At 75.7% G+C, this 14,212-nt stretch carries 15 protein-coding genes; 4 read left to right on the top strand and 11 right to left on the bottom strand.

Annotation, left to right across the window (positions count from 1 at the left end; genetic code table 11):
- Position 1: 1 nt before the first annotated feature.
- The 3 genes from K8Z61_RS08685 to idi are packed head-to-tail and all read right to left on the bottom strand — an operon-like array spanning position 2 to position 3,248.
- Positions 2–1,504 (bottom strand): NAD(P)/FAD-dependent oxidoreductase, encoded by a 1,503-nt coding sequence (locus tag K8Z61_RS08685; RefSeq protein ID WP_224128490.1) that lies wholly within the window; start codon positions 1,502–1,504, stop codon positions 2–4.
- A complete protein-coding gene (locus K8Z61_RS08680; RefSeq protein WP_224128488.1) occupies positions 1,501–2,631 on the bottom strand; it encodes a polyprenyl synthetase family protein in 1,131 nt (376 codons plus the stop codon). Before K8Z61_RS08680 ends, K8Z61_RS08685 begins: the two co-directional genes overlap by 4 nt.
- Positions 2,628–3,248: an isopentenyl-diphosphate Delta-isomerase gene (gene idi / locus K8Z61_RS08675; protein WP_224128486.1), complete on the bottom strand. Its 621-nt coding sequence runs from the start codon at positions 3,246–3,248 to the stop codon at positions 2,628–2,630. The genes K8Z61_RS08680 and idi overlap by 4 nt, the downstream gene beginning before the upstream one ends.
- A gap of 118 nt (positions 3,249–3,366) precedes the next feature.
- Here idi and K8Z61_RS08670 point away from each other — a divergent pair, with 118 nt between their 5' ends.
- Both K8Z61_RS08670 and K8Z61_RS08665 read left to right on the top strand, forming a co-directional pair.
- Complete coding sequence (locus K8Z61_RS08670; RefSeq protein ID WP_224128484.1) at positions 3,367–5,121, top strand: DUF2207 domain-containing protein; 1,755 nt, start codon at positions 3,367–3,369, stop codon at positions 5,119–5,121.
- Between the two features lie 49 nt (positions 5,122–5,170).
- On the top strand, positions 5,171–5,731 hold the full coding sequence (locus K8Z61_RS08665) for a LemA family protein (RefSeq protein ID WP_224128482.1): 561 nt from the start codon (positions 5,171–5,173) through the stop codon (positions 5,729–5,731).
- A 7-nt stretch (positions 5,732–5,738) separates the two neighbouring features.
- On the opposite strand, the gene K8Z61_RS08660 is transcribed toward K8Z61_RS08665, so the two are convergent.
- Together K8Z61_RS08660 and K8Z61_RS08655 are read right to left on the bottom strand one after the other, a co-directional pair.
- Positions 5,739–6,362: an alpha-ketoglutarate-dependent dioxygenase AlkB gene (locus tag K8Z61_RS08660; protein ID WP_224128480.1), complete on the bottom strand. Its 624-nt coding sequence runs from the start codon at positions 6,360–6,362 to the stop codon at positions 5,739–5,741.
- A gap of 74 nt (positions 6,363–6,436) precedes the next feature.
- A complete protein-coding gene (locus K8Z61_RS08655) occupies positions 6,437–6,889 on the bottom strand; it encodes an SRPBCC family protein (RefSeq protein ID WP_224128478.1) in 453 nt (150 codons plus the stop codon).
- A 192-nt stretch (positions 6,890–7,081) separates the two neighbouring features.
- On the opposite strand from K8Z61_RS08655, the gene K8Z61_RS08650 reads away from it, so the two are divergent.
- Positions 7,082–7,798, top strand: a complete 717-nt coding sequence (locus K8Z61_RS08650) for a GntR family transcriptional regulator (RefSeq protein ID WP_224128477.1) — start codon at positions 7,082–7,084, stop codon at positions 7,796–7,798.
- A gap of 30 nt (positions 7,799–7,828) precedes the next feature.
- Here the strand turns inward: K8Z61_RS08650 and K8Z61_RS08645 are convergent, their stop codons facing one another.
- The 3 genes from K8Z61_RS08645 to K8Z61_RS08635 all read right to left on the bottom strand — a co-directional run bounded on the left by K8Z61_RS08645 (position 7,829) and on the right by K8Z61_RS08635 (position 10,290).
- Positions 7,829–8,194 carry a hypothetical protein gene (locus tag K8Z61_RS08645; protein ID WP_224128475.1) on the bottom strand — a complete coding sequence of 122 codons (366 nt, stop codon included), beginning with the start codon at positions 8,192–8,194 and terminating at the stop codon, positions 7,829–7,831.
- Between the two features lie 29 nt (positions 8,195–8,223).
- Positions 8,224–9,543, bottom strand: coding sequence for an 8-oxoguanine deaminase (locus K8Z61_RS08640; protein ID WP_224128473.1), 1,320 nt, complete (start codon positions 9,541–9,543; stop codon positions 8,224–8,226).
- A 66-nt stretch (positions 9,544–9,609) separates the two neighbouring features.
- Entirely contained in the window at positions 9,610–10,290 is a 681-nt protein-coding gene (locus K8Z61_RS08635) for a hypothetical protein (protein ID WP_224128471.1), read from the bottom strand.
- Between the two features lie 86 nt (positions 10,291–10,376).
- Between K8Z61_RS08635 and K8Z61_RS08630 the strand changes: the two genes are divergently transcribed.
- Complete coding sequence (locus K8Z61_RS08630; protein ID WP_224128469.1) at positions 10,377–10,751, top strand: nuclear transport factor 2 family protein; 375 nt, start codon at positions 10,377–10,379, stop codon at positions 10,749–10,751.
- 37 nt (positions 10,752–10,788) lie between these two features.
- On the opposite strand, the gene K8Z61_RS08625 is transcribed toward K8Z61_RS08630, so the two are convergent.
- The 3 genes from K8Z61_RS08625 to serA all read right to left on the bottom strand — a co-directional run bounded on the left by K8Z61_RS08625 (position 10,789) and on the right by serA (position 14,032).
- A complete protein-coding gene (locus K8Z61_RS08625) occupies positions 10,789–11,709 on the bottom strand; it encodes a hypothetical protein (protein WP_224128467.1) in 921 nt (306 codons plus the stop codon).
- Positions 11,710–11,882: 173 nt separating this feature from the next.
- Positions 11,883–12,770 carry an oxygenase MpaB family protein gene (locus tag K8Z61_RS08620; protein WP_224128465.1) on the bottom strand — a complete coding sequence of 296 codons (888 nt, stop codon included), beginning with the start codon at positions 12,768–12,770 and terminating at the stop codon, positions 11,883–11,885.
- A 62-nt stretch (positions 12,771–12,832) separates the two neighbouring features.
- On the bottom strand, positions 12,833–14,032 hold the full coding sequence (gene serA, locus K8Z61_RS08615; protein WP_224128464.1) for a phosphoglycerate dehydrogenase: 1,200 nt from the start codon (positions 14,030–14,032) through the stop codon (positions 12,833–12,835).
- Between the last annotated feature and the right edge of the window lie 180 nt (positions 14,033–14,212).

Here is a 14,212-nt window from a genome sequence, read left to right as displayed (position 1 = left end):
CTCAGGCCACCGCCGCCGTCCGTCGGGGAGCCACCGCCGGGAGGTGGTCGACCACCCGCTGCGCGGCCAGCCGTCCGGACACCAGCACCATCGGGACGCCGACGCCCGGCGTCGTGCCCGAGCCGGCGAAGAAGAGCCCCGGCACCCGCTTCTCGACGTTCTTGGGCCGGAACGGGCCCGTCTGCAGGAACGTGTGGGCCAGGGCGAACGGCGTGCCGCGCTCCATGCCCTGACGCTCCCAGTCGAGCGGGTCGACGAGCTCCTCGGCGACGATGTCGGTGGGGTAGCCCTCGGTCTCGAGGAAGCGCAGCAGCTCCTCGCGGCTGCGGCCGCGCTGCTGCGTCCAGTCGACGACGCCGTCGAGGTTCGGCGCCGGCTCGAGGACGTAGAGCACGTGGCCGCCCTCGGGCGCGAGCGAGGGGTCGGTGACCGTCGGCACCGTGACCAGGCGCGACGGGTCGGGCATCATCCGGCCCTGCTTGATCAGGGCGTCGAAGGAGGAGTCCCAGGCGTTCGCGAAGTGGATGTTGTGGTGGTGCGCGCCGGCGGGCAGGCCGCCCTTCGCGCCCACGTGCCACACGACGGCCGACGGCGAGTACTGGCCCTTGCGGACGACGCGCGGGGCCTTGAGCTCGGGCAGCAGGTGCTTGTAGGCCACGGGCAGGTCGAGGGTGCACACGACCGCGTCGGCGGCGAGCTTCTCGCCCCCGTCGATCTCCACGCCCGCCACGGCGCCGTCGGCACGGCGCAGGAGCCGCGAGACCGTGGCGTCGTAGCGGATCTCGACGCCGGCGTCGGAGGCGGCCTTGGCCAGCGCCACCGGCACCGCGCCCATGCCGCCCTCGGGGAACCACACGCCCTCGATGCAGTCCATGTACGTGATGACGGCGTAGAGCGCCAGCGCGGAGCTCGGCGGCAGACCGGCGTACATGGCCTGGAAGGTGAAGAGGCGACGCAGGCGGTCGTCCTCGAAGCGTCGCGCGACCGCCGGGCCGAGCCGGCCGAAGCCGCCCAGGCCCAGCAGGCGGGCGCCCGCCGACGGCGAGGCGACGAGGTCGAGCGGGGAGTCGAAGTTGGCGTCGATGAAGTGCGGCATCTCGACGTCGTAGAGCTTGCGCAGCCACACGCTGAAGTCGTCGAAGGCCGCGGCGTCGCGGGGGCCGCACTTCTGGCGGATCTCCTCGCGCATGTTCTCGTGGCCGTGACGCACCAGGATCTCCGAGCCGTCGGCGTACTTCGCCCGGTAGCCGGGGTCGAGCAGACGCATCGGCAGGAGCGCGTCGAGGTCGCCTCCGGCGGCGCGGACGACGTCGTCGATCAGCCCGCGCATGGTCAGCACGGTGGGGCCGGTGTCGAAGGTGTAGCCCTGGTCGTGGATGCGGCCGCCGCGGCCGCCGGGGATGGACTCGCGCTCGACGAGCACGACCTCGTGGCCGGAGCCGCTGAGGTGGCACGCGGTGGCGAGGCCGGCGAGGCCGGCGCCGATGACGACGACCCGGCTCATCGGTCCCTCCAGGCGACCTGGTCGGCGACGCCGCGCAGGCCCGCGCGGGCGGCCACCGCGACGGCGGGGTCGTCCAGGGCCGCGACGGCCGTGGCGTGGGCCCGTCCGATCAGGGTCTCGACCTCGGCGCGCACGCCGGTGTCCTCGATCTGTGTGGTCACGACGCGCACGTCGTCCTCCTGGTGGTGATGGCTGCGGACGCGCGTCAGCGGGCCGAGGTCGGCTGCGGGCAGCCGCTCCTCGAGCAGGGCCAGCAGCACCGTGGCCTTGCCCTCGCGCAGGTCGTCACCGGCGGGCTTGCCGGTCAGCTCGGGGTCGCCGAAGACGCCGAGCAGGTCGTCGCGCAGGGCGAACGCCTCGCCGAGCGCGCGACCGTAGGTGGAGAGGGCCGCGAGGGTGGCGGGCTCGCCGCCGCCCAGCAGCGCGCCCAGCCGCAGCGGGCGCTCGACGGTGTAGGCGCCGGACTTCGCCCGGGCGACCTCCCAGGCGCGCGCGAGCGCGTCCGACCCGGCGCCGCGGGCGGCGCCGGCGAGGTCGCGGGCCTGGCCGCGGACGAGCTCGACGGAGGTGAGCCACCACTCGGCGCGCACCGGCGCGGCGAGCCCGGCGACGAGCGCGTCGGCCTCGGCGTGGGCGAGATCGCCGACCAGCGTCGCGATGCTCTCGCCGTAGCGGGCGGCGTCGTCGAGCCCGCCGGAGGCGCGGTGGGCGTCGGCGGCGCGCACGTGGACGGCCGGACGGCCCCGGCGGGTCGTGGAGGCGTCCATGACGTCGTCCTGCGCGAGCCCGAAGACGTGCAGCAGCTCGAGGGCGGCCCCGAGCTCGGCGGAGCCCTCGGGGTCCTCGCCCCCGGCGGCCAGGTAGCCCCAGTGGCACAGCAGGGGCCGGAAGCGCTTGCCGCCCGCCCTCACCAGGTCCGCCAGCAGCCCCGGCAGGTCGTGGACGCCGAGGATCGGGTCGGCGGCCAGGCCGGACTCCGCCAGCCGGCGCCACTGCGCCGCCAGGTCGTGGAGCCGGCGGTCGAGCACCGTCTCGACCGCCGACAGCGCGGCGTCGACGCCGACGCGCGGCTCGGTCGCGACCCGCAGTCCGGCGATCGGAGGGGCGGCGACGGGATCGGCGGTCATCGTGCGGCGTCCACGGACTCGCGCAGGGCGCGGCCGAGGTCGTCCCCGTGCTGCTCGCCGAGCGCGGCGACCTGCAGCACCATCCAGGGGCTGAGGAGCGCCGGGGCCGCGGCGGCCAGGACGCGCACCTGCGCCCACGGCACCCACGTGTGCTCGGCGACCTCGGCGGGGTCGGGGCGCGGCACCGTGCCGGACGGCACCCGGGCCAGGTGCACCGGGCACACCTCGTGCTCGACGACGCCGCTGGCGTCGACGGCGCGGTAGCGGAAGTCGGGCAGCACGACCTGCGGCGCGGGCACGTGCAGCCCGAGCTCCTCCTCGACGCGCCGCGTGACGGCGTCGGTCATCGACTCGTCGGGGCGGGGGTGGCCGCAGCAGGTGTTGGTCCACACGCCGGGCCAGGCGGTCTTGCCGAGGGCGCGGCGGGTCAGCAGCAGCCGGTCGTCCTCGTCGAGCAGGTAGAGCGAGAACGCGAGGTGGAGCGGGGTGTCCTCGGTGTGCACGTGGCGACGCGCCGCCGTGCCGGCGGGACGGGCGTCGTCGTCGAGCAGCACCACCAGGTCGTCGAGATCGGCGAGGGTTGCGGTCGGGGGCAGGTGGGAGGGTCTGGTCACCATGCGCGGCCTCTCGTCGGTAGGCGGTGGGCGTGCTCGGTGTGGCGGGGAGATCTCAATCTAGGTGGGGCTCCTGAGCATCGCTGACCCGATCGGGTGGGGTGGCCCTAGGCTCCGGCGCATGAGGCGCCTCGTCGGCACGCTGCTGGGTCTGCTCGTCCTCGCCATCGCCGTCGTGGCACCCGCCCTGCTGCCCGACGGGGCCGGCGGGGAGGCGTCCGAGCCGACGACGATCGAGGGCTACCGGGCCACCTACGACGTGGGCGCGGACGGCGTCCTCCGGGTCACCGAGGACCTCTCGGTGCGCTTCCCCGACGCCGACCGGCACGGGATCTTCCGGTTCTTCGACCGCGCCCTCGACGGCGACCCCGCCCGCCGGGTCGGGCTCCGCGACGTCCGGGTGACCCTCGACGGCGGTCGCACCCCCGTCGAGGTCTCCGACGACGGCCACGGCCGCCGCACGCTGGTGCGCATCGGCGACCCCGACCGCTACCTCGACGCCGGCGTGCACCGGTTCGTGCTGTCCTACGTCGTGCCGGACGCGCTCGTCCCGGGCGCCGACCTGCCGGACGGCGCCGGCCCGGCGCGCACCGGGTTCGTGTGGGACGTGGTCGCGGGCGGCTTCGCCCAGCGCATCGAGGCCGCCGAGATCACCGTCCGGCTCCCGGCGGCGCCCGCGGGACGGGTCGGGTGCGCCGTCGGCGCCGGGGCGAGCGACGGCTGCACCGCCACGACCGACGGGACGACGGTGCGGGTGCGCACCGCCGAGCTGGCCCCGCGCACGCCGGTGACGCTCGCCGTCGGCCTGGACGTGCCGACGCCCGACGCCGCGCGGCTCCCGTGGAGCGCGCCGTTCGACCGGGTGCTCGGCACGCGACCGTGGCTCGTGCCCGTCCTGCTGCTGCTCGCGGCCCTCGCGTTCGTCGTCGGCCGGCTCCAGGCGCGGCGCAACGACGAGGTGGCGCCGGGCTTCGGCCTCGCCTACGCCCCGCCCGCGGGCCTGGGCCCGGCCCAGGCCGCGATGGTCCTGCGCGAGGAGGTGGGGGCTGAGCAGCTGCTCGCCTCCCTGATGCACGCGGCCGAGCACGGCGTCGTCGACCTGCGGCGCGACGAGGCCGGCTGGACGGCGACGAACCTCGCGGCGCCGGAGGGCTGGGCCGACCTCGACGAGGTGACCCGCGGCCTGCAGGCGTTGTTCCCCGGCGAGGGCACCACCTGGCGGATCGAGCGCGACGACGTCGCGAGCGGGCAGCGGCTGAAGGCCGGCCTGACGGCGTTCGAGTCCGACGTCGAGCGCTGGTCGGAGGAGCAGGGGCTGCTGGTCGACTCGCGCCTCTCGATCCTCGGCGGGCTGGCGGTCCTCGCGGCCGCCCTGCTGGCGGGGGCCAACATCGTGCTGAACCCGTTCTCGCTCACCCTGCTCTCGGCGGTGCCGGGCGCCTTCGCCGTCGGCGGCGCTCCGCTTATCCTGGTGCGGGGCGCGACGACCCGGCGCACCCCGGCCGGGCGGCAGGTGTGGTCGCAGGTCGGCGGCTTTGAGCGGATCCTCGCCACCGACTCCGCGGAGGCCCGGTTCGACTTCGCCGCGCGGCGCGACCTCTGGACCGCCTACCTCCCGTGGGCCGTCGCCTTCGGGTGCGCCGACGCATGGGCGCGGAAGTACCGGGTCGCGGTGGGCTCGGAGCCGCCGGCGCCCTCCTACGCGACCGGCTGGTACGGCGGCTGGGCGGCCTCGTCGCTCTCCTCGACCCTCGCCTCCGACTTCTCCTCGGCCGTCTCCTCGGCGGTCGGCGCCTACGAGGCGACGCAGTCCTCGTCGTCCGGCGGCGGCTTCGGCGGGGGAGGCGGCGGTGGCGGCGGTGGCGGCTCCTGGTGAGGCGTCGCGAACCGGCCCGCGCGGGCGCTGCGGACGGCATGATGCTGCCGTGATCGCTCTGCTCCTCGCCCTGGCCGTCGTCGTCGTGCTGGTCGTGCTCGGCGTCGTCGGGTTCAACCGGCTGCGCACCACCGACGTCGGGGCGCAGGAGGCCCTCAGCGGCATCGACGTGCAGCTCACCCGCCGGGCCGACCTCATCCCGAACCTCGTCGAGACGGTCAAGGGCTACGCGGCGCACGAGAAGGGCGTCCTCGAGGAGGTCACCCGCGCGCGGGCCGGCGTCCAGGCGGCCACCGCCGGCGACGACGTGCAGGCCAAGGCGGCCGCCGACGCCGCGCTCCAGGGGGCGCTGGTGCGCCTCAACGCGGTGGCGGAGGCGTACCCCGACCTCAAGGCCAACCAGGGCTTCGTCGAGCTGCAGCGTCAGCTGGCCGACACCGAGAACCAGATCTCCTTCGCCCGCACGTACTACAACGACGCCGCGGCGACCCTGAACAAGCTCGTCGTCACCATCCCGTGGATGTTCCTCGCCGGGCCGGCCGGCGTCTCGAAGCGAGCGTTCTACGACGCGCCGCAGGGCCAGGAGGCCCCGCCGACCGTGTCGTTCTGACCCTCGCTCAGAACACCCCGCGCGGACGGAACTGCACCGAGATCCGCGGGCCCGCGTGAGCGACCTTCAGCACCGCGTGCTCCCACGTGCGCTGGGCGCTGCCGCCCATGACGAGCAGATCGCCGTGGCCGGTCTCGAAGGAGAGCGACGCCCCGCCGCCGCGCGGGCGCAGGTGCAGGCGACGCGGGTCGCCGACCGACACGATCGCGACCATCGTGTCGTGGGTGGCGCCGCGTCCGATCGTGTCGCCGTGCCAGGCCACGGAGTCGGCTCCGGAGCGGTAGAAGCAGCACCCTGCGGTGCGGAACGGCTCGCCGAGCTCCGCCGCGTAGTGGGCGCTGAGCCGCTCGCGCGCCTCGACGAGCCGGCCGTGCGGGAGGGCGTCGTCCTCGAGGTAGGTGTGGACGAGCCGGGGCACGTCGACCGTGCGGTCGTACATGCGCCGCTGCTCGGAGCGCCACGGCACCCGGTGCACCAGCGCCTCCAGGACCGCGTCGGGCTCGGGCAGGAACGAGCGGACCACGTCGACCCAGGCCCCGCGCGCGAGATGATGGCGCTCGGGACGCAGCGTCGCGGCGTCGGAGGGCGTCGGGTGCTCGAGGTCCGCGAACAGCGAGGCCTGGAAGTCCATGCTCGGCAGCCTACCCCCGGATCGAACGCGTGTTCTACCTCCGTCTGGACGGATCGCCGCCTCAGGGGAGGGAGTCAGGCGCGCTCGACGAGCGTCCGGCGCAGCTGCTCGACCGTCTCGTCGGCCAGCGAGCGGAGCTTGAAGGGCACGACCAGCGGGGCGAGCACCTTCAGCACCCCGGAGAACCGGAACTCGGCGCGGTAGTGGAGGCGCGTGCCCGGCTGGCCGTCGACGGTCGCCGGGGTGAAGGAGAGGATGTCGCGCGCGGTCGAGCTCTTCTGGACGCCCTGGAACTCCAGGCGGTGCGGCCGCTCGGCGACCTCGGTGGTGTACGTGAGCTCGACCTCGCGGCCCATGAACTGCGAGGTGTTCGCGTAGCGGGTGCCGACGCCGAGGTCGGGCGCGCCCTCGACGAGGGTCGTGCGCACGGTGCCCGGGTCCCACTCCTCGGTACGGGTGAAGTCGACGAGGTAGTCGTAGACGACCTCGGGCGGACGGGGGACCGTGAAGGTGCGCTCGACGTGCATGCGTCGAACCTAGGCGGGCCGGACGCGAGCCCGCTCATCCCCTTGGACGGTCCCCGCCGACGTCCGGACGGTCCGGATGGCGGGACCGGGCCACTCCGGACAACGTCGTCCCTGGTCCGGATGGGTCATTTGGGCCATCCGGTCCGGCCGTTCGCCTGACGCGCACCTGAGGGGATCCTTAACCTTCAACCCGTGGACAAGGTCATGGCTCCGGATGGCCGCACGCTCAAGCACGTGCAGGTGCGCGAGTACGTGCGGTCGTTGGTCTCCGGGAGCGCCCCGGGCTCGCCGGCGCCGTCCGAGCGCGAGCTGGTCCACCAGTTCAGCGTCGCGCGCATGACCGTCCGGCAGGCGATGGACGCGCTCGTCGTCGAGGGCGTGCTCGAGCGCATCCCCGGCCGCGGCACCTTCGTCGCCCGCCCCCGCCGCACCGCCAGCCGCATCGTGGGCTTCACCGAGGAGATGGCCCGCCGCGGTCTGCTGTCGGAGTCGCAGACCCTCCTCGCCCGGCGCGAGCAGGCCGGTCCGGGCGTCGCCCGCGCGCTCAACCTGACCGAGGGCGACGCCGTCATCCACTGGCGCCGGCTGCGCTGCGCCGACGGCGCCGCGATGTGCCTGGAGGACGCCTACCTCAACGAGGTGCTCCTCCCGGGCTTCCTGCAGTCCGCGCTGCCCACCAGCCTGTACGACGCGTTCGAGGCCCGCGGGCTGCGTCCGACGTGGGCCGAGGACTCCATCGCCGCCGACCTCGCCTCGCCCGACGAGGCCGTCCACCTGGAGATGGAGCGCGGCGGGCCGGTGCTGCGGCACTCGCGGCGCGCGCTGGCCGGGGAGAAGGTCGTCGAGGTCAGCCGCTCGGTCTACCGGGCCGACCGCTACACGCTCTGGGTGCAGCTGGGCCACGCCTGAGCGCCCGCGTCTCGGGTCGGGCGTCGATCGTCAGTCGTCGCCGAGCGAGCGCACGCCGCCGAGGTGGCCGAGCGGCGCGACCTCGCGTCCGCTCTCCTCGCACACCCAGGTCGGGTCCGGCCCGCCGAGGTCGGGGGCGATGTAGAGGCTGTGCTCGGGCCCGTCGCACAGCCGGCACAGCGGCCAGCGGCCGACGGTCTCGGCGAGGGTGTCCTGCACGTCCTGGGCGATGAGCCCGGCGAGGTACTCCGCGCCGGCCGGCCACTGCTCGACCCACCAGCTGCGGGACGAGACAGCCTCCTCCAGGGCGGAGACGGCGACGGGCGTGGCCAGGCCGCGCGACTCGAGATCGCGGAGGACCCGGGCTCGGGCCTCCATCAGCTGGGTGGCGTCCACCCCGCCATCCAACACGCGCGGTCCAAGGCTCACGCAGGCTGCAGTCGGCGGGCGCGGCGCGTCAGATCGGCCCGCAGGGCCTCGAGGTCGGCGCCGACCAGCGCGCCGTCCCGGACGATCGGCTCGCCGCCCACCAGCACGTGGCGGGCGGTGCGCTCGGGCCCCAGGACGAGGCCGGCCAGCGGGTCGAGCACGTCGTGCAGGTCGTCGCCGGGCCAGACCACGACGTCGGCCCGCAGGCCGACGCGCAGCTCGCCGAGGTCGTCGCGTCCCAGGCACGCCGCGCCGCCCCGGGTGGCGAGGTCGAGGGCGTCGGCCGCGCCGAGCGCGGTCGGGTCCGTCGCCCGCAGCCGGGCCAGCAGCAGGGCCTGCCGCAGCTCCGGCAGCAGGCGGCCGTTCTCGTTCGAGGCCACGCCGTCGACGCCGAGGCCGACCGGGACGCCCGCGTCCCGGAGGTCGCGCACGCGGGCGATGCCGGCCCCGAGACGACCGTTGGACGAGGGGCAGTGGGCCACGCCGGTGCGCGTCGAGCCGAGCCGGAGCACCTCGCCGTCGGAGAAGTGGATGCCGTGGGCGACCCACACGTCCGGCGCGATCCAGCCGAGCTCGTCGAGCACCTCGAGCGGACGGCGGCCGAAGCGGGCCAGGGAGTCGCGCTCCTCGTCCAGCGTCTCGGCCAGGTGCGTGTGCAGCCGCAGCCCGAGGCGACGGGCGAGCGCCGCCGACTCCACCATCAGCTCGCGGCTCACGCTGAACGGGCTGCACGGCGCGACCGTCACCACGATCCGCTCGCCGTCGTGCAGCCGTGCGTGCACGGCCTCGGTCGAGGCGAGGATGTCGTCGAGGTCCTCGACGACGGCGTCCGGCGGCAGGCCGCCGCGACTCTCGCCGAGGTCCATCGAGCCCCGGGCCAGGTGCAGCCGGACGCCGATCCGCCGCGCGGCCGCGGCCAGGGCGTCGAAGACCGAGTCGTCCCCGCCGGGCACCAGGTAGTGGTGGTCGGCGGCGGTCGTGCAGCCCGAGAGCGCCAGCTCGGCGAGGCCGACGGCGGCCGCCGCCTCGACGTCCTCCGGCGTCAGGCGGGCCCACACGGGGTAGAGCGTGCGCAGCCAGCCGAACAGCGTCTCGTCGACGGCCCAGCCGCGGGTGAGCCACTGGTAGAGGTGGTGGTGGGTGTTCACCAGGCCGGCGGTGAGCAGGTCGCCCGCGCAGTCGAGGACGACGTCGCCGGGCTCGGCGGGCAGGGGCTCGCCCGGGCCGCCGACCGCGACGATGAGCCCGTCGCGCAGCGCGACGTCACCGGGCCAGCGGGCGCCGCGCAGCACCGTGCGCGGGGTGGGCGTGGTCATGGCCGGAGCATGGCAGCGGCGGCCACGGTGGCGCCCGGCTTCAGCGGCCCCGGTGCGTGCCGCGCGTCACGCCACCCGGGCGGCGGCGAGGGCGGCGCGCTCGCGGGCCAGGTTGCTCCGCGCCGCCAGCTCCCAGCGCTCGCGGGCCCACGGGGTGTGGAAGAGCGTCGGCTTGGCCTCGAGGAAGGCGAGCACGGCGGCGCGCCCGGCGGCGAAGGTGGCGTCGTCCAGGTGGGCGAACTCGGCGCGGATCGCCGCGGCGTACCGGTCGTAGCGGACGGGCGACGCGGCGAGGATCGCCAGGTCGGCGTCGGAGAGCGCGCACCCGGACGGGTCGTCGTCGGCCGGGTCGTGGCCCTCCGTCACGCGCACCAGGCGCGCCACCTCGGCGACCGTCGCGGGGTCGAGGGCCGGGGCCAGCGCGTGCTCGGCCCAGGCGGCCGAGCGCTCCTCGGCGTCGCGCTCGCCGTCGCACACGGCGTCGTGGAACCACGCGGCCAGCACGACGGCCGGCGTGAGGGCGTGGGCGGCGCCGTGCGCCGCGAGCTCGGCGAGGTGGTCGAGCACCTCGCGGAGGTGGAGCAGGTCGTGGTGCCGACGGGCGGGGTCGGCGTAGGCGTCGAGCAGGTCGTCGCGCAGCTGCGGCAGGTCGTCGAGCGGCCAGCGCTCGGCGAGGGCGGAGCGCAGCGCGGACGGCTCGCTCGGGCCGGGATGCGGGGGCTCGTCGGCGGTGGGGTTCGCGGCCATGCCGGTCATCGAACACCACCGGGCACGCCGGTGCCAGCGGGGGGCTAGAGTCGAGGTAGAACACGTTCTCATCTCCAGGAGGGGCCATGCCGGCGTCCGAAGAGCAGATCCGCGCCGTCGTCGAGCGCTACGTGGCCCTCGTGGCCACCGGGCCGTCGTCGGAGATCGCCGCCCTCTACGCGGAGGACGCGACCCTCGAGGACCCGGTCGGCTCCGACGCGCTGCACGGGCGCGAGGCGATCCGCGCGTTCTACGCGACGCTGGACGACCTCGAGCAGACCACCCGACTGATCGAGTCGCGCATCACCGCCGGCCAGGCGGCGTTCCTCTTCGAGGTCGCCACCCACACCCCGGACGCCACGCTCGTGCTCGCGCCGATCGACGTCATGACCTTCGACGACGACGCGCGGATCACCTCGATGCGGGCCTTCTGGGGCCCCGGCGACCTGCGCACGACCTGAGCCGCGCAGGCGCGCAGTCGCGCAGGCGCTCAGGCGCTCAGACGCGCAGGCTGGGCAGGCGCAGGGCCGTGACGGTGCCGCGCTCGTGCAGCGCGGGGAGCCGGCTGGGGGTGCGCGGCAGCAGGGCCTCCGGCGCCGCGGTGACGCCCGAGCCCGCGACCGCCACCCCGCGCACGACGGCCCGGTCGACCGCCGCCCGGTCGGGGCCGGAGCGCACGACGACGCTGGCGCCCGCGACCGACCCGAGGTCGCCGCCGAGCAGGTAGTGGCCGGCCGCGTCGGTGCGTCCGCGGGCCAGCAGGGTGCCCCGCGCGTCGCGCAGCTCGACCCGGGCGGCGCGCACCGGCGTCCGGGTCGCGGCGTCGAGCACGCGTCCGGCGACGGCCCCGCCGAGGGCGGCCGGGACGAGGGACGGCGGCGTCAGGGCCGCCAGGTCGGCCCGCAGGTCGAGGGCCACGCCCTCGCCGGCCCGCAGGCACACCGGCACCTGGGTCGAGACGCGGCTGCCCGAGCGCGCCGAGACGCGCACGGCGCCGGCGGGCAGGCCCGCGACGACCACCTCGCCGTCGCCGTCGGCGCGTCCGTGCCGCACCGAGCCGTCGGCGAGCAGCACCTCGAGGCGACCGAACCGGTCGGGGGAGCCGTCGGCGCGGCGCAGGGTGGCGTGCACGCTGGCGCCGTGTCGCATCACCAGCCGGACGTCGTGGCGCGAGCCGGGCGTCGTGCGCAGCGTGGTGCGCGCCGGGGCCTGGCGTCGCGGGTCGTGGGCGGCCCGGTCGTCGACGAGCTCGAGGACGAGCAGGCCGGCCGGCACGTGCAGCACGGCGCGGTCGCCGAGCAGCCTGCGCTCGCCCAGCACCCGTCCGTCGGCGGACCAGCGCAGCCGCAGCAGCGACGGCCCCGGACGCACGATCCCGATCCGCACCTCGACCTCGGTCGAGCCCCAGCCCAGCTCCATGGCGAGCCCCCTTCCCCGGCGGGACGCCCCCACGTCGTCCCGTCCCTGCCGACTACGGCCGACATGAGAGGAACCTAAGGCGACGCGCCGGACGGCCGCGCCCGACGAAGCGGCGCTTCGACGCGACGCGCCCGGGCCACCCCGGATGGCCCGAACGGAGGGGATCGGCAGGGTCAGTCGGCGACCGCGGGCGGGGTCATGGCCCACCGGATGGTGCCCACCGCGGCCGACCCGGCCACGCGGACGACGGTGCGCTCGGAGACCGGCAGCAGGGGCAGCCGGAGCCCGGGGCGCGTCCACCACGGCATCAGGCCGACGGCGGCGGCGGCCAGCACGCCGTAGGCCGGACGCGCGGCGAGCGGCAGCGGCGGCCGCCACAGCACGTAGCCGATCGCCTCGCGGGCCTCGGGGGTCGCGCGCAGCTCGGGACGGTAGGCCCGCAGCCGCTCCTGCAGCGCCGCGTAGGTCGTGGGCGGGTCGTCGGCGCCGAGACGCCGTGCCACCTGCGCGGTCTGCGCGAGGTACTCGTCGCGACGGGCGTCGTCCAGCGGTCGGGCGCCGTAGGTCTGGTGGGCCAGCAGGAAGCTGTCGACCTCGGCGCAGTGCACCCAGGTGAGCAGGTGGGGGTCGTTCGCGGCGTACGGGGTGCCGTCGGGCATCGTGCCGGTGACGCGGGAGTGGATCGAGCGGACGGCGTCGACGGCCGCCTGCGCGTCGTCCTCGTGCCCGAAGGTCGTGACGGCCAGGTAGGTGCTGGTGCGCGCAAGCCGCCCCCACATGTCGCCGCGGTAGCCCGAGTGCTCGGAGACGGCGCGCATCGCCGCCGGGTGCAGCGACTGCAGGAGCAGCGCGCGGATGCCGCCGACGAACATCGCCGCGTCCGCGTGCACTTGGGCGATCGCGCTGTCGGGGGCGAACCAGCGAGGGCCGGGGCGGCCGTGGATGCGGTCGCGCTGGCGGGGTCCGTCCGGCCCCGCGACCCGCTCGAACAGGGCGGCGCCGAGTCGGTCGCGGACGGCGTTCGGCACCGCGGCCAGCGGCGCGAGGGGGGTCGGACTCACCGGTCCATCATCCCCGGGCGCCCAACCCCGGCGGACGTCGTGCCGGGGCGCTCCGGGGGCGCTCAGGCGTCGAAGGTGCGCACCCAGAGGCACTGCTCGTCGGCGGCGAGGTCGGCCAGCGACGCCTCGGGCAGGGCCTCGGTGGCGTCGGTGACCACGTAGCCCTGCTCGCCGGCCGTCGCGAGGTACTGGCCGGTGATGTTCGCGCCCGCGGCGGCGAGGAGGTGGTTGACCCGCGCCAGCACGCCCGGCACGTTGACGTGCAGGAAGCCGATGCGGTGGCCGGAGGCCAGCGCCGGCGCCGCCACCGCCGGGAGGTTCACCGAGAGCTCGGTGCGCCCCTCGAGCGCGAAGCCCGCGAGCTTGCCGGCCACGAAGTAGCCGATCTCCTCCTGCGCCTCCTGCGTGGAGCCGCCGACGTGCGGGGTGAGGATGACGTTGTCGAGCCCGCGCAGCGGCGACTCGAACGCGTCGCCCTGCGCCTTCGGCTCGATCGGGAACACGTCGAGCGCCGCCCCGGCGATGTGCCCGGAGAGGACGTGCTCGCGCAGCGCCTCGGTGTCGACGACCATGCCCCGCGCGGCGTTGATGAAGAACGCGCGCGGCTTCATCTTCGCGAACTCCTCGGCGCCGAACAGCCCGGCGTTGCCCGGTCGTCCGTCGACGTGGAGGCTGACGACGTCGGCCTGAGCCAGCAGCTCGTCGAGCGTTCGCATGCGCTGGGCGTTGCCGTGCGCGAGCCGGTCGGCGGTGTCGAAGAAGATGACCCGCATGCCGAGCGCCTCGGCGAGGTTGGAGAGCTGGGTGCCGATGTTGCCGTACCCGACGATGCCGAGCGTCCGGCCGCGGACCTCGTGGCTGCCCTTCGCGGACTTGTCCCAGACGCCGGCGTGCATCTTCTCGGACTTCTCGTGCAGGCGACGCGCGAGCGCGATGATCTCGCCGATCACCAGCTCGACGACGCTGCGCGTGTTCGAGTAGGGCGCGTTGAAGACGGCCACGCCGCGGGCCGCGGCCGCCGCCAGGTCGACCTGGTTGGTGCCGATGCAGAAGCAGCCGACGGCGAGCAGGTCGGGCGCCGAGGCCAGCACCTTCTCGGTGACGGTGGTGTTGGAGCGGATGCCCAGCATGCTCACGCTCGGCAGCCGCGCGATCAGCTCGTCCTCGGAGAGGGAGCCGGCCAGCAGCTCGACCTCGAAGCCGCGGGCCTCCAGCACCTCGACGGCGACCGGGTGGATGTTCTCGAGCAGCAGCACCTTCACGGGGTCAGCCTAGGGATCGGCGGCGGACGGGCGGGAATCGCTGCGTGTCGGTGGTGGGCGAGCGGGTCCGGTGGCGGGCATCGGGCCGGTGGTCGAGCGGCTCCGGTGGTCGAGCTTGTCGAGACCCCCGCACCCCGAGCACCGAGCTCACGGTCGGCTCACCGCTCGCCTCTGGTCGCC

Source organism: Nocardioides sp. TRM66260-LWL, assembly GCF_020075545.1.
Taxonomy (GTDB): Bacteria; Actinomycetota; Actinomycetes; order Propionibacteriales; family Nocardioidaceae; genus Nocardioides.
The sequence above is the reverse complement of the archived record's forward strand: the minus strand, read 5'-3'. Positions and strand labels throughout refer to the sequence as shown.

Coding starts and splice junctions, on each gene's coding strand:
- K8Z61_RS08685 (WP_224128490.1), bottom strand. CDS start 1,504: ATGAGCCGGGTCGTCGTCATCGGCGCCGGCCTCGCCGGCCTCGCCACC.
- K8Z61_RS08680 (WP_224128488.1), bottom strand. CDS start 2,631: ATGACCGCCGATCCCGTCGCCGCCCCTCCGATCGCCGGACTGCGGGTC.
- idi (WP_224128486.1), bottom strand. CDS start 3,248: ATGGTGACCAGACCCTCCCACCTGCCCCCGACCGCAACCCTCGCCGAT.
- K8Z61_RS08670 (WP_224128484.1), top strand. CDS start 3,367: ATGAGGCGCCTCGTCGGCACGCTGCTGGGTCTGCTCGTCCTCGCCATC.
- K8Z61_RS08660 (WP_224128480.1), bottom strand. CDS start 6,362: ATGGACTTCCAGGCCTCGCTGTTCGCGGACCTCGAGCACCCGACGCCC.
- K8Z61_RS08655 (WP_224128478.1), bottom strand. CDS start 6,889: ATGCACGTCGAGCGCACCTTCACGGTCCCCCGTCCGCCCGAGGTCGTC.
- K8Z61_RS08640 (WP_224128473.1), bottom strand. CDS start 9,543: ATGACCACGCCCACCCCGCGCACGGTGCTGCGCGGCGCCCGCTGGCCC.
- K8Z61_RS08635 (WP_224128471.1), bottom strand. CDS start 10,290: ATGGCCGCGAACCCCACCGCCGACGAGCCCCCGCATCCCGGCCCGAGC.
- K8Z61_RS08630 (WP_224128469.1), top strand. CDS start 10,377: ATGCCGGCGTCCGAAGAGCAGATCCGCGCCGTCGTCGAGCGCTACGTG.
- K8Z61_RS08625 (WP_224128467.1), bottom strand. CDS start 11,709: ATGGAGCTGGGCTGGGGCTCGACCGAGGTCGAGGTGCGGATCGGGATC.